The 18958-nt window shown below is 53.7% G+C and carries 20 protein-coding genes; 18 read left to right on the top strand and 2 right to left on the bottom strand.

Annotated features, from left to right (window positions below; translation table 11 throughout):
* The first annotated feature begins 44 nt into the window (after positions 1–44).
* The 17 genes from INT33_RS04950 (at position 45) to mgtE (ending at position 16022) form a co-directional block, all read left to right on the top strand.
* Positions 45–833 (top strand): transporter substrate-binding domain-containing protein, encoded by a 789-nt coding sequence (locus tag INT33_RS04950; protein ID WP_193091274.1) that lies wholly within the window; start codon positions 45–47, stop codon positions 831–833.
* Positions 834–938: 105 nt separating this feature from the next.
* Positions 939–1610, top strand: coding sequence for an amino acid ABC transporter permease (locus INT33_RS04955; protein WP_018918424.1), 672 nt, complete (start codon positions 939–941; stop codon positions 1608–1610).
* A gap of 23 nt (positions 1611–1633) precedes the next feature.
* Positions 1634–2392 carry an amino acid ABC transporter ATP-binding protein gene (locus INT33_RS04960; RefSeq protein WP_225736023.1) on the top strand — a complete coding sequence of 253 codons (759 nt, stop codon included), beginning with the start codon at positions 1634–1636 and terminating at the stop codon, positions 2390–2392.
* 573 nt (positions 2393–2965) lie between these two features.
* Positions 2966–4870 (top strand): tRNA uridine-5-carboxymethylaminomethyl(34) synthesis enzyme MnmG, encoded by a 1905-nt coding sequence (mnmG, locus tag INT33_RS04965; protein ID WP_193091275.1) that lies wholly within the window; start codon positions 2966–2968, stop codon positions 4868–4870.
* A complete protein-coding gene (gene rsmG, locus INT33_RS04970; protein ID WP_193091276.1) occupies positions 4867–5547 on the top strand; it encodes a 16S rRNA (guanine(527)-N(7))-methyltransferase RsmG in 681 nt (226 codons plus the stop codon). The genes mnmG and rsmG overlap by 4 nt, the downstream gene beginning before the upstream one ends.
* Complete coding sequence (locus INT33_RS04975) at positions 5548–6315, top strand: ParA family protein (protein WP_193091277.1); 768 nt, start codon at positions 5548–5550, stop codon at positions 6313–6315. It abuts the gene before it with no gap.
* Positions 6316–6342: 27 nt separating this feature from the next.
* Complete coding sequence (locus INT33_RS04980) at positions 6343–7272, top strand: ParB/RepB/Spo0J family partition protein (protein WP_193091278.1); 930 nt, start codon at positions 6343–6345, stop codon at positions 7270–7272.
* A gap of 199 nt (positions 7273–7471) precedes the next feature.
* Positions 7472–7867, top strand: a complete 396-nt coding sequence (locus INT33_RS04985; protein ID WP_192536777.1) for an ATP synthase subunit I — start codon at positions 7472–7474, stop codon at positions 7865–7867.
* Between the two features lie 16 nt (positions 7868–7883).
* The gene (gene atpB / locus INT33_RS04990; protein WP_192536778.1) at positions 7884–8711 is read left to right on the top strand and encodes a F0F1 ATP synthase subunit A; all 828 of its coding nucleotides are present in this window, start codon (positions 7884–7886) and stop codon (positions 8709–8711) included.
* Positions 8712–8787: 76 nt separating this feature from the next.
* Complete coding sequence (gene atpE, locus INT33_RS04995) at positions 8788–9015, top strand: F0F1 ATP synthase subunit C (RefSeq protein ID WP_192536779.1); 228 nt, start codon at positions 8788–8790, stop codon at positions 9013–9015.
* 80 nt (positions 9016–9095) lie between these two features.
* On the top strand, positions 9096–9566 hold the full coding sequence (locus INT33_RS05000; RefSeq protein WP_106374612.1) for a F0F1 ATP synthase subunit B: 471 nt from the start codon (positions 9096–9098) through the stop codon (positions 9564–9566).
* An 11-nt stretch (positions 9567–9577) separates the two neighbouring features.
* Complete coding sequence (locus INT33_RS05005; RefSeq protein ID WP_192536780.1) at positions 9578–10114, top strand: F0F1 ATP synthase subunit delta; 537 nt, start codon at positions 9578–9580, stop codon at positions 10112–10114.
* 16 nt (positions 10115–10130) lie between these two features.
* Positions 10131–11675, top strand: a complete 1545-nt coding sequence (gene atpA, locus INT33_RS05010) for a F0F1 ATP synthase subunit alpha (protein ID WP_192536781.1) — start codon at positions 10131–10133, stop codon at positions 11673–11675.
* A gap of 65 nt (positions 11676–11740) precedes the next feature.
* Complete coding sequence (atpG, locus tag INT33_RS05015; RefSeq protein WP_018918436.1) at positions 11741–12625, top strand: F0F1 ATP synthase subunit gamma; 885 nt, start codon at positions 11741–11743, stop codon at positions 12623–12625.
* Between the two features lie 73 nt (positions 12626–12698).
* A complete protein-coding gene (gene atpD, locus INT33_RS05020) occupies positions 12699–14078 on the top strand; it encodes a F0F1 ATP synthase subunit beta (RefSeq protein WP_192536782.1) in 1380 nt (459 codons plus the stop codon).
* A 24-nt stretch (positions 14079–14102) separates the two neighbouring features.
* Positions 14103–14531: a F0F1 ATP synthase subunit epsilon gene (locus INT33_RS05025; RefSeq protein WP_192536783.1), complete on the top strand. Its 429-nt coding sequence runs from the start codon at positions 14103–14105 to the stop codon at positions 14529–14531.
* 108 nt (positions 14532–14639) lie between these two features.
* On the top strand, positions 14640–16022 hold the full coding sequence (gene mgtE / locus INT33_RS05030) for a magnesium transporter (protein ID WP_192536784.1): 1383 nt from the start codon (positions 14640–14642) through the stop codon (positions 16020–16022).
* Between the two features lie 20 nt (positions 16023–16042).
* On the opposite strand, the gene INT33_RS05035 is transcribed toward mgtE, so the two are convergent.
* Together INT33_RS05035 and INT33_RS05040 are read right to left on the bottom strand one after the other, a co-directional pair.
* Positions 16043–16642, bottom strand: a complete 600-nt coding sequence (locus INT33_RS05035; protein WP_193091279.1) for a phosphatase PAP2 family protein — start codon at positions 16640–16642, stop codon at positions 16043–16045.
* Between the two features lie 119 nt (positions 16643–16761).
* Positions 16762–17955 carry a cation diffusion facilitator family transporter gene (locus INT33_RS05040; RefSeq protein WP_018918441.1) on the bottom strand — a complete coding sequence of 398 codons (1194 nt, stop codon included), beginning with the start codon at positions 17953–17955 and terminating at the stop codon, positions 16762–16764.
* A gap of 198 nt (positions 17956–18153) precedes the next feature.
* Here INT33_RS05040 and INT33_RS05045 point away from each other — a divergent pair, with 198 nt between their 5' ends.
* Entirely contained in the window at positions 18154–18954 is an 801-nt protein-coding gene (locus INT33_RS05045) for an undecaprenyl-diphosphate phosphatase (protein ID WP_192536786.1), read from the top strand.
* The last annotated feature ends 4 nt before the right edge of the window (positions 18955–18958 follow it).

The following is an 18958-nucleotide window of genomic DNA, read 5'->3' on the forward strand; positions in this document are numbered from 1 at the left end:
TTCTTTAAAACGCCTCACAAGAGCTATAAAACACGGGGAAACAAATGAAATCCATACTAACGAAAACAGCGATTGCTTCGGCCATAGCCTTGGGTTTAGGCAGCACTACTGTCGCCATGGCCCAAACGCCATCCGTCAATGTAGCCACCGATCCAAGCTTCGTTCCGTTTGAAATGATGGACCCCGAAACCGGTGAAATGGTCGGTTTCGATATGGATATCATCAACGAAATCGCCGACCGGGCCGGTTTTGAAGTTAATCTGACCACGATGGAATTCTCCGGCATTATTCCGGCTGTACAGACTGGCAGCCAGGAAGTCGCTATTGCCGGTATTACAATTACCGATGAACGCGCTCAAATTGTCGATTTTACCGATCCCTACTATGACTCCGGCCTGCAGATCATTGTCCGCGCTGATAACGAAGAGGTCTCTTCACTTGAAGACCTTCAAGATCTGACCATTGGCACTAAGATCGGCTCCACCAGTTATGACTTCCTGCAGCAGGAACTGGGTGAAGACGCCGATATTACGCCTTACCCTGGCACTGCCGACATGTACATGGCGCTACTGGGTCGCAACGTCGACGCCGTGCTCTATGACTCCCCCAACGTTGCTTACTTCTCGCAAACCCGTGGTGAAGGCCGCACCAAAGTGGTTGGCCCGCTTTACGAAGGCCAGCAGTACGGCATTGTTTTCCATAAGGGTAGCGAATGGGTAGCGCCGGCTAACGAAGCGCTTGCTGCCATGCGCGAAGACGGTACTTACGACGAAATCTACGCCAAGTGGTTCGGTGAAGCGCCCAGTGAAGACGATGCGCCCAGCGAAGACTAAGTGAGTCGCTAATCTCACTTTGCTATCCCTCATCACAGGGCCGGGCGGCCATTCCCCCGGCCCTGTGCCGTTGTAATGTCGCTTTTTCCTTTTTGGAGATAACGCGTGGACTTCGATTTTCAGTTTGACTGGTCGGCAGCGTTTGCGTCGATCCCCTACCTGTTACCCGGCATCCCCTGGACGCTGCTGATTTCCTTTGGTGGCCTGGCGTTTGGCTTTTTTATCGGCATCTTTTTTGGCTTGCTGAGGATCAGCCCTATCCGCTGGTTACGCTGGCTTGCGATTTGCTATATAGAAATATTTCGCGGCACGCCGATCCTTGTGCAGGTGCTGTTTATCTTTTATGGCCTGCCCCAGCTGCTGGGTAGTCCCATCAATGCGCTGGTCGCAGGTATCGCGGCCATTGCGGTGAACTCAGGCGCGTATATTTCCGAAATCGTGCGCGGCGGCGTGCAGTCAATTGAGCGCGGCCAGCGTGAAGCCTCGCTGTCGCTCGGGCTTTCCCGCACCCAGGCGTTTCGCTACGTAATCTGGCCGCAGGCGTTTCGGCGCATGATTCCACCGCTGGGTAATCAGGGCATCATCAGTATCAAGGACACATCGCTATTCTCGGTGATAGGGGTAGGTGAGCTGGTGCGTCAAGGGCAGATCTATATTGCCACGACGTTTACCGCCCTCGAGGTCTATTTTATGGTCGCGCTGATGTATCTGGCGATCACCTGGACCCTTTCCATTATTCTGCGCCAGCTTGAGAGCCGCGGCATTGCCGGCCAATAAGGACACGTACAATGACCGATACAATGTCACCTACAGTGCAACCAATTGTGCGTATGCAGAAGCTGAACAAACACTTTGGCAGCCTGCATGTACTCAATGATATTGACCTTGAGATTGTTCCTGGCGAAGTCGTTGTGGTGATTGGCGCCAGCGGGTCAGGTAAATCAACACTGATTCGCTGTATTAACGGTCTGGAAGAGTTTCAATCAGGCACCTTAAGCGTTGATGGCAATACGCTAAAACCCGACGGTAAAAGCAGTAAAGCACTGCAAACCATCCGTACGGAAGTCGGCATGGTGTTCCAGCAGTTCAATCTGTTTCCTCATCTAAGCGTTATCGACAATATCACTTTGGCGCCGATGAAAGTGCGTGGCTGGAGCCGAAGCGATGCGGTGGCTACCGCAAAACGCCTGCTTGATCGGGTGGGTATTGCCGATCAGGCCGATAAGTATCCCAGCCAGCTCTCAGGCGGCCAGCAACAGCGCGTTGCGCTTGCCCGAGCCTTGGCCATGGAACCCCGGCTAATGCTGTTTGACGAGCCTACCTCGGCGCTTGACCCCGAGATGATAGGGGAAGTACTCGATGCCATGCGCGAGCTTGCCAAAGAAGGTATGACCATGGTGATTGTTACCCATGAAATGGGCTTCGCACGCGAAGTGGCCGACCGGATTATCTTTATTCATAAAGGCGTTATTGCTGAGCAGGGAACGCCGGAACAGCTCTTTGATGCCCCTCAACATGAACGCACCCAATCGTTTCTAGCCCGGGTGCTCAAGCACTAAATCTGAATAAATTATCGACTCAAACGTACTTTTTAATGGCCTGTCATTGCGACAGGCCATTTTTTTGCCCTGTGGATAAACTTTTTATTTTAATTGTCTCTTTGACGCTGAAACGCTGATAAACAGCGTTTCTCATCGCTTTGCCATGTGGTTAAGTGACATGTTCACAGGTGCGGTAACAAGCCCGGTATGGGGAGGTGGATAACCCGTGTTTTTGGCAGGCTGTGGGTAAGTAGCTATTTCATCCACAGGTGAGACACCGCTTCTACGCAGGCAATACGCTGCTTAACCACGTAAAGGTCAACATTTTAAGTGAATGATATTAATAAATATAAGTAAGTTATGCACAGAAACTGTCCACACCAGTAGTAACAACATTAACAGAACTTCTCTTATTTTATTTTTATGTTGTTATTAATAGAGGTCCGTTAATGAATCGAGGTGTGGAAAAACCTGACGGTTACCCACAGGGGGTTTATACTGCCCGGCTTATTGAACTACCGTGGCTATGTCGGAAAAACTGACGACATTGGTCACATCATTCGTGCCAACAGGCGCAAGACGAGGTGTCTCTTGAATTACCCCGACCGCTTTGACGTGATTGTCATCGGCGGTGGCCATGCGGGAACCGAAGCCGCATTGGCCTCTGCTCGTATGGGCTGTCAGACCCTACTGCTCACTCACAACATCGAGACCTTGGGTCAGATGTCGTGTAACCCTGCCATTGGCGGCATTGGCAAAAGCCATTTGGTTAAAGAAATCGATGCGCTAGGCGGGGCGATGGGGCTTGCCACGGATTTGGGCGGTATTCAGTTTCGGGTGCTTAACGCTCGAAAAGGGCCTGCAGTGCGTGCCACACGTGCTCAAGCGGATCGTGTACGCTACAAAGCAGCGATCCGCGGTATGTTGGAAAACCAGCCAAACTTAACGATTTTTCAGCAAGCGGCTGGCGACCTGGTTGTGGATAACGACACGGTACGTGGTGTGGTTACTGAAACCGGCATTCGTTTTTATGCCGAATCGGTAGTGCTATCCACGGGGACGTTTTTAGGCGGTGTGATTCATATTGGTTTGGATCAAAGCCGCGGTGGCCGGGCAGGTGATCCGCCCTCGAATGCTCTGGCCGAGCGTCTACGTGCTTTACCGTTTCGCGTTGACCGGTTGAAAACCGGCACGCCACCGCGAATTGACGCCAAGAGCGTGGATTTTGCCCAGCTTGAAGAGCAGCCAGGCGATACGCCAACGCCGATAATGTCGTATCTTGGCTCGCGGGACATGCATCCTCAGCAGGTCAGTTGCCATATTGCGCACACCAATGAGCGCACTCATGAAATCATTTTGGCGAACCTTGACCGCTCACCCATGTATTCCGGCGTGATCGCAGGGGTTGGCCCGCGCTACTGCCCGTCGATTGAAGACAAAGTTCATCGGTTTGCCGATAAATCGAGCCATCAGGTATTTATTGAACCGGAAGGCCTGGACACTCACGAGCTCTATCCCAACGGTATCTCGACCTCGCTGCCGTTTGATATACAGCTGCAGGTGGTTCGCTCGATCAAAGGCTTGGAAAACGCGCACATTACGCGCCCTGGCTACGCCATTGAGTACGATTTCTTTGATCCGCGGGACTTAAAACACTCGCTGGAAACCAAATTTATCCACAACCTGTTTTTTGCCGGCCAGATTAACGGCACGACGGGTTACGAAGAAGCGGGCGCGCAAGGGCTTCTTGCCGGGCTAAACGCCGCACGCCGGGCCAAGCAGCTGGAAACCTGGTACCCACGCCGCGACGAAGCGTACCTTGGCGTGCTGGTGGATGATTTGATCACCATGGGTACCAAAGAGCCCTATCGCATGTTTACATCGCGGGCGGAATATCGCTTGTTGCTACGTGAAGATAACGCCGATTTACGTCTGACGGAAAAAGGCCGCGAACTCGGCTTGGTCGATGACCTGCGCTGGAGCGCGTTTAGTCAAAAGCGTGAAGCGATTGCGTTGGAAACGGCTCGTTTAGCCAGTACTTGGGTACAGCCAAGTAGCCCGGCCGCGGCAAAAATAGCCGAAAAAACCGGCAAGCCGCTTTCGCGGGAATACCGTTTGAGTGACCTTCTCAAACGCCCGGAGCTAAATTACGCGGATCTGGCCGATCTGCCGGGCCTGGAAAATGCGCTTATTCATGATGAAGCTGTGGCCGAGCAGGTGCAGATTCAGGCGAAGTACGACGGCTATATCGGACGCCAGCAGGATGAGATTGATAAGCTTAAGCGCCATGAAGCAATGCCGCTGCCAGCCGATCTGGATTATCAGCGGGTGGAAGGGCTTTCCAACGAGATTCGTCAGAAGCTGACCGATGTTCGGCCCGAGACGCTTGCCCAGGCGGCGCGTATTTCCGGCGTAACGCCGGCTGCCGTCTCTATCCTGCTGGTGCATCTTAAAAAGCGTCGCCTCATAGCATCACCCGAGGTAGCTAACGGATGAGTGGGATAACGGGACTGCTGAATAGCCTGCCAGCAAGCGCTGCCAAGCGGTTAGACGATGGGTTAGCGCAGCTTGGTTTAACCGTTACGACGCACCAGCGCGAGCAGCTGTTGGGGTTTGTCGCGCTATTGCACAAGTGGAACAAGGCTTATAACCTCACGGCAGTCCGTGAGGTTGACGAGATGGTTTCACGTCACGTGCTGGATAGCGCCGCCGTAGCACCCTATGTACAGGGCCCGACGCTGCTTGATGTTGGTGCTGGACCTGGCCTTCCGGGTATCGTATTGGCCATTCTTAACCCGGCCTTAGCGGTTACCCTGGTGGACAGCAATGGCAAAAAAGTCCGTTTTCAGCGTCAAGCCATAATGGAGCTTGGCCTGGAAAACGTGACCGCGAGCCAGGCACGCGTGGAGCAGTTTAAAGACCAAGCGTTTGATCAAGTGATTTCCCGGGCGTTTGCAAGCTTAGTAGACTTTGTAACGTTGACCCGCGAGTTGCCTGCCGCCAATGGGCAATGGCTGGCCATGAAAGGCCCCGGCGCCGACGACGAACTGCGAGAACTACCCAGCGGGATTCGGTTGCAAACGCGCCATCTGCTGAAAGTCCCATTTGAAACGGCCGAGCGACAGCTGTTGATTCTGAACGTTGATTCTGAACCCCAGGAAGGAGTTGAGTAAGTGAGCCAGATCATTGCCCTGACCAACCAAAAAGGCGGCGTGGGCAAGACCACCTCGGCCGTTAACCTGGCTGCCAGTCTTGCCGCGCTTGACCGTCGGGTACTGCTGGTGGATCTTGATCCGCAAGGTCACGCCAGTATGGGCAGTGGGATCGACAAGCACGAACTCGATAAAAGCGTCCTGGATGTCCTGCTGGGTGAAGCGACGGCTACCGATACTATCGTGCGGCAACTGCCGGTTCACTATGATGTTCTACCCGGAAACGGTGATCTGACCGCGGCTGAAGTCGAACTGCTGGATCTGGATAAGCGCGAAAGCTGCCTTACCACGGCTCTGGCTTCAGTGGCCGATAATTACGATGTGGTGCTGATCGACTGCCCACCTTCGCTGAACATGCTCACCGTCAATGCACTCACGGCGGCGGACAGCGTGCTTATTCCGCTCCAGTGCGAGTTCTATGCGTTGGAAGGCCTCTCGGCGCTGCTGGATACCGTTGAGCAGATTAAGCAAAGCGTGAACCCTGACTTGGCGGTCGCTGGCATATTGCGCACCATGTACGATAAGCGCACAAGCCTGACGCGGGAAGTGGATAAACAGCTGCGCGACTTTTTTGGCGATGCGCTGCTTAAAACGACGATCCCGCGCAATGTGAAGGTGGCAGAAGCGCCAAGTCACGGGGTGCCCGTCACGCAATATGCCCGCTTTTCACGAGGCAGCCAGGCGTACCGTGTACTGGCAAAAGAAATGATTCGTCGGTTATCGCTATAACGTATTGATAAGTACGAGGGAAAGCGAATGACGCGTAAACGCGCGCTAGGACGTGGCCTGGATGCCCTAATTGGTGCGGGTGCCCGTCGCCGTGACAGTTTAGAACTTACCGGAGGCTCCGCTTTAGAGGCTCACGACGATGTTACTGTTGTGGCTGCAGCCACAGAGGTGGCACCTGAGCGTTTGGAGCGGCTGCCGCTTGGCCAGCTAACGCGCGGCAAATACCAGCCGCGGCGGGATATTCAGCCAGAAGCGCTTGAAGAGCTCGCCGATTCTATTCGTGCCCAGGGCGTAATGCAGCCTATTGTGGTGCGTCCGATCGGCGAAAACCGCTATGAGATTATTGCCGGTGAACGGCGTTGGCGCGCCGCCCAGCTAGCCGAACTTGATGTGATCCCTGCGGTTATTCGTGAGGTGAGCGATGAAGTTGCCCTGGCGTTGGCGCTTATTGAAAACATTCAGCGCGAAAACCTTAATGCGATTGAGGAAGCGCTGGCGCTTAAACGCCTGGGTGATGAGTTCGAGCTAACGCAACAGCAAATCGCGGACGCGGTAGGCAAGTCACGCACGCAGGTCGCGAACCTGTTACGTCTACTGGCGCTGGATGGCGAGGTGCAAACCCTGCTCGAGCGCGGCGATCTGGATATGGGCCATGCCCGTGCGCTGCTTTCCTTGACCAGTGCGCAGCAGCGTCAAGTCGCTCACGAAGTGGTGAATAACGACCTGACGGTAAGGGCGACCGAAGCGCTGGTTAAAAAAGTCCAAACCAGCCAAAGCGTTCCTAAAACGCCCAGCCGAGCCAACAAAACGTCTGACGTGGCGCGCCTGGAGACTCAGCTAGGCGAATTGCTCGGTGCGCCGGTTTCCATTGATCACGGCAACAAAGGCAAAGGCAAGGTGACCATTCGCTATACGAGCCTTGATGAGCTGGATGGAATTTTAGCCCATATTAAGTAGCAGGATAAATAGCAGGCTTATTAAAGAAAGCGTCTAAAATCGGCTATTTTTCACCCTTTGGTAGCAAGACTGTACCTAAACGCGTTAAATACGCGCAACTTCGGTTGAAGGTGTGATAGCGCTTCCCTATAATCGCGCAAGATTTGTGCAGGTTGCTTAGAACATTCTGGGCAATCGTTCGCTAGCAGGGTGCTGGGCAATGGTACAACGTGTTGAAACCCAGCGACGGAAGGCTTACGTCATTCGGCTTACTACCGCACAGCTTGTGGTAGCGCTTGCCGGAATATTGATGGCTTATCCAGTAGCGCGCATGCCGGGCGTCTTCTCCGTAGCAACAGGCGCTTTGGTGGCCTTGCTACCCCAGGCTTTTTTTATACAGCGAATGGGCATACTGAGCAGCAAGCGGACATCACGAAGCGGTGTTCATTTATTTCGTGCCGAAGCAGGCAAGTTCGGTTTGACGGTGGCACTGTTTAGCGCAGTGTTTGTGGTAGTGCCCCCCTCAAACCCCGCTTTCTTCTTTAGTGCTTATGTGGCGATTGTTCTGATGCACGGCCTTGCTCCATGGCTTATGCGACGACATCGCACAATTTGATTGAGGTGACATCTCTATGGCCGCAGGAAACGAAGTCTCGACGACTTATTATATCCAGCACCACTTGCAGAACCTGACGTTTGGGCATCACCCGGTGAATGGCTGGTCGTTGGCACATTCAGCAGAAGAAGCAAGCGATATGGGGTTCTGGGCGATTCACCTGGATACCATGGGCTGGTCAATTGCCATGGGGCTGCTGTTTATCTGGCTGTTTCGTAAAGCAGGTAAAGCCGCGACAACCGGCGTACCGGGCGGCCTGCAAAATGCGGTTGAAATGGTGTTCGAGTTTGTTGAAGACATGGTAAAAGGGGCCTTTAAAGGACACAACCCGATTATTGCACCGCTGGCATTAACGCTGTTCGTGTGGATTCTGTTCATGAACACGCTCAAGATATTACCTGTCGACTATGGCCCGGTGCTGTTTAGCAAGCTTGGTGTGGATTACATGAAAATTGTACCGACCACCGACGTTAACGCCACGCTGGGTCTGGCATTGGGCGTATTCTGTCTAATCCTTTACTACAGCTTTAAGGTGAAGGGCGTTGGCGGTTTTGCCAAAGAGCTGTCTCTGACACCGTTTAATCACTGGGCTTTGATTCCCTTCAATCTACTGTTGGAAATTGTCGCCTTGCTGGTGAAGCCATTCAGTCTAGCAATGCGTCTTTTCGGTAACATGTTTGCCGGTGAAGTTATCTTTATCCTTATCGCCATGCTGCCGTTCTGGGCGATCTGGGTGCTGGATGTGCCGTGGGCGATTTTCCACATTCTGATCGTTACGCTGCAGGCATTCATCTTTACTGTGCTGTCCGTTGTGTACCTGAGTTCTGCGCACGAGCATCACTAAAGTAAGCCCTGTTTGTAAGACAACAACCCTTAACCCTCAACCTTAAACTTAAACTTGAAAAACTAGGAGCATTACCATGGAACTTATCTACATCGCTGCTTCGATCATGATCGGCATGGGTGCCTTGGGTACCGGCATCGGCTTTGCCATCCTGGGCGGCAAACTGATCGAATCTACCGCGCGTCAGCCGGAAATGAGCGATCAATTGCAAACCAAAACCTTCCTGATGGCAGGTCTGCTGGATGCTGTACCGATGATCGGTGTTGGTATTGCGATGTACCTGATTTTCGTTGTTGCCGGTTAATGACAGCACCACCGAGCGGGAATAAGCCGCTCGGTTTTGTTTGACTCCGGTCGCCACGAACTTGTCAGAGGTACATCCCTGTGAATATCAACATGACGCTTATCGGGCAGACGATCGCCTTCGCGATCTTTGTCTGGTTTTGCATAAAGTACGTGTGGCCTCCGATCAGCAACGCGCTCCACGAGCGTCAGAAAAAAATTGCTGATGGTTTAGATGCAGCCAGCCGTGCTACCCGTGATCTTGAGCTTGCTCAAGAACGGGCAGAACAAACGCTGCGTGAGAGCAAGGAGCAAGCTTCTCAGATTCTTGAACAGGCCAACAAACGTTCTGCTCAGATGATTGAAGAAGCCCGCGAGCAGGCCCGCGCTGAAGGCGAACGCCTAATGGCGAGCGCACGTTCTGAGATTGAGCTAGAAGTGAACCGCGCGAAAGAAGAGCTGCGTGCCCAGGTATCCCACCTGGCAATCGTAGGCGCTGAGCGTGTTCTAGAAGCCTCTGTCGACGAGAAAGCGCATCGCGAGCTGCTTGATAAGCTAGCCGCTGAACTGTAAGGAGGTGAATCATGGCGGAACTACATACCGTCGCTCGTCCTTACGCTAAGGCGGCGTTTGAACACGCACGTGATAATGACGCGCTTGATAGCTGGTCGCAGGCGCTGGGTTTTCTAGGCGCCGCCGTGACTGATAGCGACGTTCGTCGTCTGCTGAACAGTCCGAAAATTGAGAACGAAAAGAAAGTTGCCTTGCTGGTGGATCTATTTCCAGAACAGCAAAGCGACACGTTAACTCGCTTTTTGGACACTTTGGCAGACCAGGGTCGCTTGATGTCACTGGCCTCAATTGCTGAGCAGTTCGAGTACTTACGTGCCGAACATGAGCAGCGCACAGAGGTCATGGTAACGTCAGCTTATGAGCTGACGGCCGAAGAGCAGACCAAGCTCGCAAACGCGCTCAAGAAACGTCTGAATCGCGAAATCTCCATTACTACTCAGGTAGACAAGTCGCTTATTGGCGGTGTCATCCTGCGTGCCGGTGATACCGTCATTGACGGTTCGGTGCGTGGTCGATTGAACCGCCTTTCCGAAGCGCTGACCGCTTGAGTCTGAGGGACATGGCATGCAGCAACTGAATCCTTCCGAGATCAGCGACATCATCAAGCAGCGTATTGAAAAGCTTGACGTCGCATCTGAAGCCCGTAATCAGGGCACCATTGTTAGCGTTTCTGACGGTATCGTGAAAATTCACGGCCTTGAAGACGCAATGTTTGGTGAAATGATTGAATTTCCTAATAGCGTCTTTGGCATGGTACTTAACCTGGAGCGCGACTCCGTAGGTGCCGTTGTCCTGGGCGACTACCTGCTGCTTGAAGAAGGCATGACCGCGAAATGTACCGGTCGTATTCTTGAAGTACCGGTAGGTCCTGAGCTGATTGGCCGCGTTGTCGATGCGCTGGGTAACCCCATCGATGGCAAAGGCGACATCAATGCCAAGATGACCGACGCCGTAGAAAAAGTGGCGCCGGGCGTTATTACCCGTCAGTCGGTTGATGAACCGATTCAAACGGGTCTGAAATCTATCGATTCTATGGTGCCGATCGGTCGTGGTCAGCGTGAGTTGATCATCGGTGACCGTCAGATTGGTAAGTCGGCCATTGCTATCGATGCGATTATCAACCAGAAAGGCAAAGGTGTTACCTGTGTTTACGTGGCGATTGGTCAGAAACAGTCGACCATTGCCAACATAGTACGCAAGCTCGAAGAACATGGCGCGATGGAACATACCATCGTCGTTGCTGCTGGTGCTGCCGATCCGGCCCCCATGCAGTTCCTCTCTGCGTATTCCGGTTGCACCATGGGCGAGTACTTCCGTGACCGTGGCGAAGACGCGATGATCGTGTATGACGATCTCTCCAAGCAGGCTGTGGCTTACCGTCAGGTATCCCTGCTGCTACGTCGTCCGCCGGGCCGTGAAGCTTACCCGGGTGACGTGTTCTATCTCCACTCGCGTCTTTTGGAGCGTGCTGCACGCGTCAACGTCGACTACGTTGAGAAGTTCACCAATGGTGAAGTGACAGGCAAAACCGGTTCCTTAACCGCGCTGCCGATCATCGAAACCCAGGGTGGCGACGTGTCTGCGTTCGTTCCGACCAACGTGATCTCGATCACCGATGGTCAGATCTTCCTGGAAACCAACCTGTTCAACTCCGGCATTCGTCCGGCGATCAACGCAGGCCTGTCGGTTTCTCGTGTAGGTGGTGCAGCGCAGACCAAGATCATCAAGAAGCTGGGTGGTAGCGTACGTCTGGCTCTGGCTCAGTATCGTGAACTGGCGGCGTTCTCGCAGTTTGCCTCTGACCTTGATGAAGCCACGCGCAAGCAGCTCGAGCACGGTGAGCGTGTTACCGAACTGATGAAGCAGAACCAGTACTCGCCGATGTCTGTGGCAGAAATGGCTCTCTCGCTGTATGCCGCCAATGAAGGCTACCTGGATGACGTGAGCGTCGATAAAGTGTTGGACTTCGAACGTGCCCTGCACGATTACATGAAGTCCGAGCACGGCGATCTGCTCGACAAGATCAACCAGACCGGCGACTACAACGACGAGATTAAAGACGGCATGAAGTCGGGTCTCGAGAAGTTCAAGGCGACTCAGAGCTGGTAATGTCTGGCCCGCCTGCGGGCGGGCTTGCCTACTTTCTGAGAGCCACGAACGAAGGGTAGATCGCTATGGCAGCTGCAAAAGAGATACGCACCCAGATTGGGAGCATCAAAAATACGCAGAAGATCACCAGCGCCATGGAAATGGTGGCTGCATCGAAAATGCGTAAAGCACAAGATCTAATGAAGGCCAGCCAGCCTTACGCCAAGCAGATCCGTAACGTGGTAGGCCACCTGGCTAACGCCAATCCTGAGTACACGCACGACTATATGGTCGAGCGTAACGAGGTGAAGCGCGTTGGTTATATTGTGGTTTCTACTGACCGTGGGTTGTGTGGCGGGTTAAACGTCAACCTGTTCAAAGCCGTGGTGAAAGACGCCGTGGCCTGGAAACAGGAAGGCGCTGAACTGGACTTCTGTGCCCTCGGCTCCAAGGCCGGTGCTTTCTTCCGTAACTATGGCGGCAACCTGATTGCAGCCAAAAGTGGTATGGGAGAGAAGCCGACCGTCGAGGGTTTGATCGGAAGTATCAAGGTCATGCTCGAAGCGTACGACGAAGGACGACTCGATCGCCTGTTCGTGGTGTATAACGAATTCGTTAACACCATGACCCAGAGGCCGGTGGTTCGTCAGCTTCTTCCGCTGTCGCCCGATATGGGTGTCGGTGAGCACGACGAAGAAGACGCCCGTCCCGGAAGTTGGGACTACCTGTATGAACCGGATGCCAAGGCGTTGCTTGATAGCCTGCTAGTTCGTTTCGTCGAATCACAGGTGTATCAGGCGGTAGTCGAAAACGGTGCCTGCGAACAGGCAGCCCGTATGATCGCTATGAAGAGTGCCACCGATAACGCAGGCAACCTGATTGATGATCTGGAGATGGTCTATAACAAGGCTCGCCAGGCTGCTATCACCCAGGAAATTTCCGAGATCGTCGGCGGCGCTTCAGCCGTATAACGCCTAGGAAGCCCGATATTCAAGTGGCTTCCGGCAGACAGGTTTCATTTGCAGGTTTTTGAGAGGAACCAAGATGAGCGGACGTATCGTACAGATCATCGGCGCGGTGATTGACGTAGAGTTTCCGCGGGACTCAGTGCCCAAGGTCTACGACGCGCTGAAGGTCTCCGAGAAAGAGACTATCTTAGAAGTCCAGCAGCAGCTGGGCGACGGCGTGGTTCGTGCTATTGCAATGGGCTCCACTGAGGGCTTGAAGCGTAGCATGGACGTGATCAATACCGGTGCCGCGATTTCCGTACCCGTGGGTAAGGAAACGCTGGGCCGTATCATGAACGTGCTTGGCGAACCGATCGATGAAGCAGGACCGATCGGCGAGCAAGAGCGTATGCCGATTCACCGTAAAGCACCGAGCTATGCCGACCAGGCAGCTTCCAACGAGCTGCTGGAAACCGGTATCAAGGTTATCGACCTGGTCTGCCCGTTTGCCAAGGGTGGTAAAGTCGGCCTGTTCGGCGGCGCCGGTGTGGGTAAAACCGTTAACATGATGGAGCTTATCCGCAACATCGCCACCGAGCACAGCGGCTATTCCGTATTTGCCGGTGTGGGTGAGCGTACGCGTGAGGGTAACGACTTCTATCATGAAATGACCGAATCCAACGTTATCGACAAGGTATCGCTGGTTTATGGTCAGATGAACGAGCCGCCGGGAAACCGTCTGCGCGTGGCACTGACTGGTCTGACCATCGCTGAAAAATTCCGTGATGAAGGCCGTGACGTTCTACTGTTCGTCGATAACATTTACCGTTACACCCTGGCCGGTACCGAAGTATCGGCACTGCTTGGCCGTATGCCGTCAGCGGTAGGTTACCAGCCGACATTGGCCGAAGAGATGGGTGTTCTGCAGGAACGTATCACCTCGACCAAAACAGGCTCTATCACGTCTGTTCAGGCCGTATACGTACCGGCCGATGACTTGACGGATCCGTCGCCTGCGACCACCTTCGCGCACCTTGATGCGACCGTGGTACTGGCACGTTCTATCGCTGAACTAGGTATCTATCCGGCCATCGATCCGCTGGATTCTACCTCACGTCAGTTGGATCCGCTGGTTGTTGGTGAAGAGCACTATGCGACCGCTCGCGGTGTGCAGAACGTTCTTCAGCGCTACAAGGAACTCAAGGATATTATCGCCATTCTGGGCATGGACGAGCTGTCTGATGAAGACAAGCTGGCCGTTTCCCGGGCGCGTAAGATCCAGCGCTTCTTGTCGCAGCCGTTCTTCGTGGCTGAGGTATTCACCGGCTCGCCCGGCAAGTATGTTTCACTGAAAGACACGATTAGTGGCTTCCAGGGCATTCTCGCAGGTGAGTACGATGATTTGCCGGAACAGGCCTTCTACATGGTCGGCTCCATCGACGAAGCTGTCGAGAAAGCCAACCAGATGAAGAAGTAATCCCGTCCATTAGGGGGATTCGCTATGGCGAATAGCTTCACTTGCAATATCGTCAGCGCTGAAGAGTCCATCTTCTCGGGTACGATTGAGATGGTGGTTGCTGCCGGAAAAATGGGTGACCTGGGGATTTTGCCAGGTCACGCTCCATTGTTAACCGAGCTTCAGCCGGGTCCGGTACGGGTGATCCACGATGGTGGCAAGGAAGAAAACTTCTTTGTCTCAGGCGGCTTTATGGAAGTCCAGCCTGATGTCGTGACGATCCTGGCTGATGCGGCTACGCGTGCCAGCGACCTCAATGAGGCCGCCGCTGAAGAAGCGCGCAAAGAAGCATTGAAAGCCTTTAACGAGAAGTCAACAGAGCTTGACTATACTCGTGCGGCGGCAGAGCTTGCCGAAGCCGTTGCCCAGTTGCGTACGATTCAACAGCTGCGCAAAAAAGCGGGTAAAGGCTAAAAAACGCACTTAGCGTTCATAAAACGCTCCTTGAACCCGTGCTAGGGTTTAAGGAGCGTTTTTTTTGTCTGGTAGAATGATGGTTGTCAGCAACGTAGGAGGATAGCGATGGCATTGAATGATGAAACCTTGCAGGAACTAAAAGCCGAGTTGCTCGACGAGCTGGCCAAAGATGAACCCAGTAAGGAACGGCTTTCCGAACGATTAGCTGAAATTCGCTCCGCCGATATTGGTGAAGTGCTCGAAGAGCTGATCGAAGAAGACGAAGAGCTGCAGGCGGCACTATCGATTCTGGATGTGCTTTCTACCGAGCGTGCGGCAAATGTACTGGGCTACCTGCCTGGAGAAAGCCAGCTTGAAGTCGTTGGCGAATTAGGCGATACCCAGGTACTTAAACTGCTGGAAGAAATGGGCTCTGATGAGCGGGCCGATTTGTTTAACCTGCTGGGCGATGACCGACGCGAAGCGCTGTTGCGGCGTATGGCCCACCAAGAGCGTGAAGACCTCAAACGGTTAGCCAGTTACGAAGAAGGAACGGCCGGCGCCATTATGACCTCTGACTATGTCGCCATAGCCAGTGGCATGACGGTGTCTCAAGCGCTGATGCGCGTGCGTCAAACGGCCCCAGACGCTGAAACGGTGTATCAGCTGTATATATTGGACAGTGACGGTGAGTTGATTGGCACGATGTCACTGCGCCAACTGATGGTTGCACGTCCTGGGGCGGTGGTTGATGACATCATGATCAAGGATGTGATCAGCACCACGGTGGATGAAGAGCAGGAAGAAGTGGCGCGTATTGTGGCGCGTTACGATTTGCTTGCACTACCGGTGATTGATAACGATGGCAGGATGGTGGGTATTGTTACCCACGATGATGCCATGGATGTTGCCGAGTCTGAGGCCACCGAGGATTTCCATAAAGGGATGTCGATCGGTCAGCTAGAAGATGGCGTAAGCCGTGTACGGCTGTGGAGCCTTTATCGCAAGCGGGTTTTTTGGCTGGTATTACTGGTATTTGCCAACCTGTTTTCCGGTGCGGGTATTGCCTACTTTGAAGATATTATTGCCGCCCAGGTGGCGCTGGTGTTCTTCTTACCTTTATTGATTGGCAGCGGCGGTAACGCGGGGGCTCAGGCCGCTACGCTGATGGTACGCGGGATGGCAACCGGCGATGTAGGGGTTAAAGATTGGAGTAAAATGCTCGGTCGAGAACTGCTGGTCGCTGGCTCGTTAGGGCTCACCATGGCGATTGCCGTGACCCCGATCGGTATTTTACGCGGCGGCAATGAAGTGGCCATGATTGTGGCACTAAGCATGGTAACGATCGTACTGTTTGGCAGCCTGATCGGAATGTGCTTACCCTTTGTGCTTGAGCGCTTCAAGGTCGATCCGGCTACCGCCTCCGCACCTTTGGTAACCACGTTGATCGATGCCACGGGCGTATTGATCTACTTCACCATTGCAACATCGATTCTCTCCCATACCTAGCGCTTGACGTGGGTACGGCCCTAACGCCGTACCCAGCCGCGGTTGATCAGCGGCGAAAACACCAGGTGATAGCAGCGCATGACAACGCGCTCATAAAGCGGCAGAACCAACCAGGCGCGACCAAGGCCGATAAGTGCAGCCGCCACCGGCGCAAGCATCAACGCGCCTATCATGTCCTGAGGAAAGTGAATGCCCAGAAAGATTCTGGCCCAGGCGACCGGCAGGGCAAGTAATAACAGACAGTGCCCGATACGCCGGGTGGCATCAAACAGAGTCAGACTGAAAGCCATGGTCAGCATGATCGTCAGATGGTTGCTGGGAAAGGCGGGCGTGGCCGCATGTACCTGAAGGTATTCGCCCATAGGCACCATGAAAGGGCGTGGCATGGGCCACAGCGCGCCGATGGCCCAGCTTGCCGCTAACGCCATCACCGTTGCAATGAATGCTTCCAGTAGCGGACGTTTAAGCGTTTCATCGCCGAACAGCCAGCCGATGATGAGAAGCGCCGGTACCAGCAAGATAATATCCGAGGCGCACCAGTGGGCAATCAGCACAAGCCAGGCAGGCGAGTCGGGGGGCGAATTGAGTAGATCGAAAAGAGCCAGATTGAGCGCGTCCATGTCTTCCAGAGCATCATGGTTAATATAGAAGCAGGCTTTTTTGGCCTGCCGCGTACGCTTGCTTTAGTAAGCAGCGCGACGCTCTAGGACCGCGTTTATCGTTGATTGTTCTAAGATGCTCAACGCATTGAGCTACTGGCGGCTCGGGTGATGAACATGACCTCTACGTGTCCCAACCATTCGATGTCACTGGCCAGGGCCTTCAACTGGCTGGCCAGGCACTGGGGGGGTTGGTGAACCGCATCATCAATGATCAGTGACACCGATACCTTGTCGTCCAGATAGTGCAGCTGCAGCTCATTCAGCGTGCGCCACACCGGATGACGGTACCAACGCTCGTTAAGTGCAGCTTCTACTTCAGGGCGTAAGGGCAGGCCGGGCAAGCGGCTTGGATCGCCTTCCCCAGCATCATCCTCCGGGTCGACGTGGAAAATAACGTCGGTGAGCAGGGGGAATTCATGGCGCAGGCGGCGGCTGACTTCATTGCCGATTTCGTGGGCTTCAGACACGGTAATCTTGGGCCTGACCACCACATGCAGATCGACCATGACCCAGCCCGCCGATTGACGGGTACGCAGGTCGTGAACGCTATCCACCCCTGGCACGCTGCAGGCAACGTCGTGCATCTGGTGTTGAATGTCCTCGGGTAGGGCCGTATCGACTAATTCTCGGGCTGACTCCCAGAGTAAATCCCAGCCCACTTTACCGACCAATAAACCCACCACGATAGCCGCTACCGCATCCAGCCAGCCCAGACCAAACTGAGCGCCAATCAGTGCAATGAGAACGACTGCCGTGGAGAGGGCATCGCTGCGTGAATGCCAAGCATTTGCTTCAAGTAAGCGTGACTGGATACGCTTGGCCACCCGCATGGTATAGCGAAATATCCACTCTTTACTCAACAGCGCAATAAACGTAATGACAATGGCCCAGAGACCTGGGGCGGTCACTTCTGCACCACTGAATAAGCGGCTCAGGCTGGACCAGGCTATGCCGCCTGCGACGAATATCAGCACGCTGCCCAGCAGTAATGTGGTCAAGGTCTCTATGCGGCCATGGCCATAATGGTGGTCATCGTCGGGTTCCTGACGACCATAATGAATAGCCGCCAGCACGAAGCCATCGGTTACCAGATCAGACAGCGAATGGATGCCATCGGCAATCAGTGCCGCCGACCCAACAAGAAACCCCACTGCCACTTTGACAATGCTAAGCAAGCCATCTAACCAAGCGCCAATATAGGTGACGCGCTTGGCAATTTGACTATCTAGCTCGCGGCTGGGAACCACTGGCGTTTCAACGGTCTGAGTCATGTAATACCTGACGGGGGCGCACTTTCAATAAAATAGGATTGTAGCGCAAAGCATAGCTATCTCTTAAGCCCTTTACAGGGAAGTATTCGCTAACGCGTAACGTCATACGACGGTGGCCATGGCGGACATTCGCCTGATGGAGGTGTATCCTTATGCGCCATTGTCATTCAATAAACGTTTTGATGTACAGGATGACCCATGGAGTGGTTACAAATACTGGTGCTTGCCGCGGTGCAAGGCCTGACTGAATTTTTGCCTGTTTCAAGCTCCGCGCATTTGATTTTAGTACCGGTACTTACCTCGTGGGAGGATCAGGGGCTCGCCTTTGACGTAGCGCTTCATGTGGGAAGCCTAACCGCCGTTATGGTTTATTTTCGTCAAGAAATCCTGCAAATAGTGCGCAGTAGTTTAGCGGTCGTCAAAGGCGGTGCCATTAACGAGGATGCTCGGCTAGGCCTCTGGATCGTCGTTGCTACCTTGCCCGTCTGTATTATTGGTTTCTTGCTCCAGGACATTATCTCAATCTATATGCGCTCTACGCTGATTATTGGTATCAGCCTTATAGGATTCGGGTTATTGCTGGGTTATGCCGACTATTTTAAACGCGGCACCAAAAGTGAATATCAGATGGGCTGGAAAGAAGTGCTGATTATTGGCTTCTCCCAGGCACTGGCTCTGATTCCCGGAACTTCACGTTCAGGCATCAGCATGACAGCGGCACTGATGGTGGGGATGAGCCGTGAAGGCGCTGCCCGTTTCTCCTTTTTACTCTCTATACCCGTTATCTTACTGGCCGGTGGGCTTGAGGCCATCAAGCTGTTACGCCAGCCTCAGGCTATCGACTGGCTGTCCCTGGCGGCTGGCACGCTGCTATCGGGTGTGATCGCTTATTTGTGTATCCACTTTTTTCTGGTGGTAATTAAAAAAATAGGCATGCAGCCCTTTGTCGTTTATCGCGTACTGTTCGGTGCGTGGCTTATCTGGTTCTTCCACTTTTAGAGCA

This window comes from Halomonas colorata (assembly GCF_014897985.1).
Lineage (GTDB): Bacteria > Pseudomonadota > Gammaproteobacteria > Pseudomonadales > Halomonadaceae > Vreelandella > Vreelandella colorata.

What these genes read in the sequence shown, in the direction of transcription:
- INT33_RS04950 (WP_193091274.1), top strand. Translation starts at nt 45, where the DNA reads ATGAAATCCATACTAACGAAAACAGCGATTGCTTCGGCCATAGCCTTG.
- INT33_RS04960 (WP_225736023.1), top strand. Translation starts at nt 1,634, where the DNA reads ATGTCACCTACAGTGCAACCAATTGTGCGTATGCAGAAGCTGAACAAA.
- rsmG (WP_193091276.1), top strand. Translation starts at nt 4,867, where the DNA reads ATGAGTGGGATAACGGGACTGCTGAATAGCCTGCCAGCAAGCGCTGCC.
- INT33_RS04980 (WP_193091278.1), top strand. Translation starts at nt 6,343, where the DNA reads ATGACGCGTAAACGCGCGCTAGGACGTGGCCTGGATGCCCTAATTGGT.
- INT33_RS04985 (WP_192536777.1), top strand. Translation starts at nt 7,472, where the DNA reads ATGGTACAACGTGTTGAAACCCAGCGACGGAAGGCTTACGTCATTCGG.
- atpB (WP_192536778.1), top strand. Translation starts at nt 7,884, where the DNA reads ATGGCCGCAGGAAACGAAGTCTCGACGACTTATTATATCCAGCACCAC.
- atpE (WP_192536779.1), top strand. Translation starts at nt 8,788, where the DNA reads ATGGAACTTATCTACATCGCTGCTTCGATCATGATCGGCATGGGTGCC.
- INT33_RS05005 (WP_192536780.1), top strand. Translation starts at nt 9,578, where the DNA reads ATGGCGGAACTACATACCGTCGCTCGTCCTTACGCTAAGGCGGCGTTT.
- atpA (WP_192536781.1), top strand. Translation starts at nt 10,131, where the DNA reads ATGCAGCAACTGAATCCTTCCGAGATCAGCGACATCATCAAGCAGCGT.
- atpG (WP_018918436.1), top strand. Translation starts at nt 11,741, where the DNA reads ATGGCAGCTGCAAAAGAGATACGCACCCAGATTGGGAGCATCAAAAAT.
- atpD (WP_192536782.1), top strand. Translation starts at nt 12,699, where the DNA reads ATGAGCGGACGTATCGTACAGATCATCGGCGCGGTGATTGACGTAGAG.
- INT33_RS05025 (WP_192536783.1), top strand. Translation starts at nt 14,103, where the DNA reads ATGGCGAATAGCTTCACTTGCAATATCGTCAGCGCTGAAGAGTCCATC.
- mgtE (WP_192536784.1), top strand. Translation starts at nt 14,640, where the DNA reads ATGGCATTGAATGATGAAACCTTGCAGGAACTAAAAGCCGAGTTGCTC.
- INT33_RS05035 (WP_193091279.1), bottom strand. Translation starts at nt 16,642, where the DNA reads ATGGACGCGCTCAATCTGGCTCTTTTCGATCTACTCAATTCGCCCCCC.
- INT33_RS05040 (WP_018918441.1), bottom strand. Translation starts at nt 17,955, where the DNA reads ATGACTCAGACCGTTGAAACGCCAGTGGTTCCCAGCCGCGAGCTAGAT.
- INT33_RS05045 (WP_192536786.1), top strand. Translation starts at nt 18,154, where the DNA reads ATGGAGTGGTTACAAATACTGGTGCTTGCCGCGGTGCAAGGCCTGACT.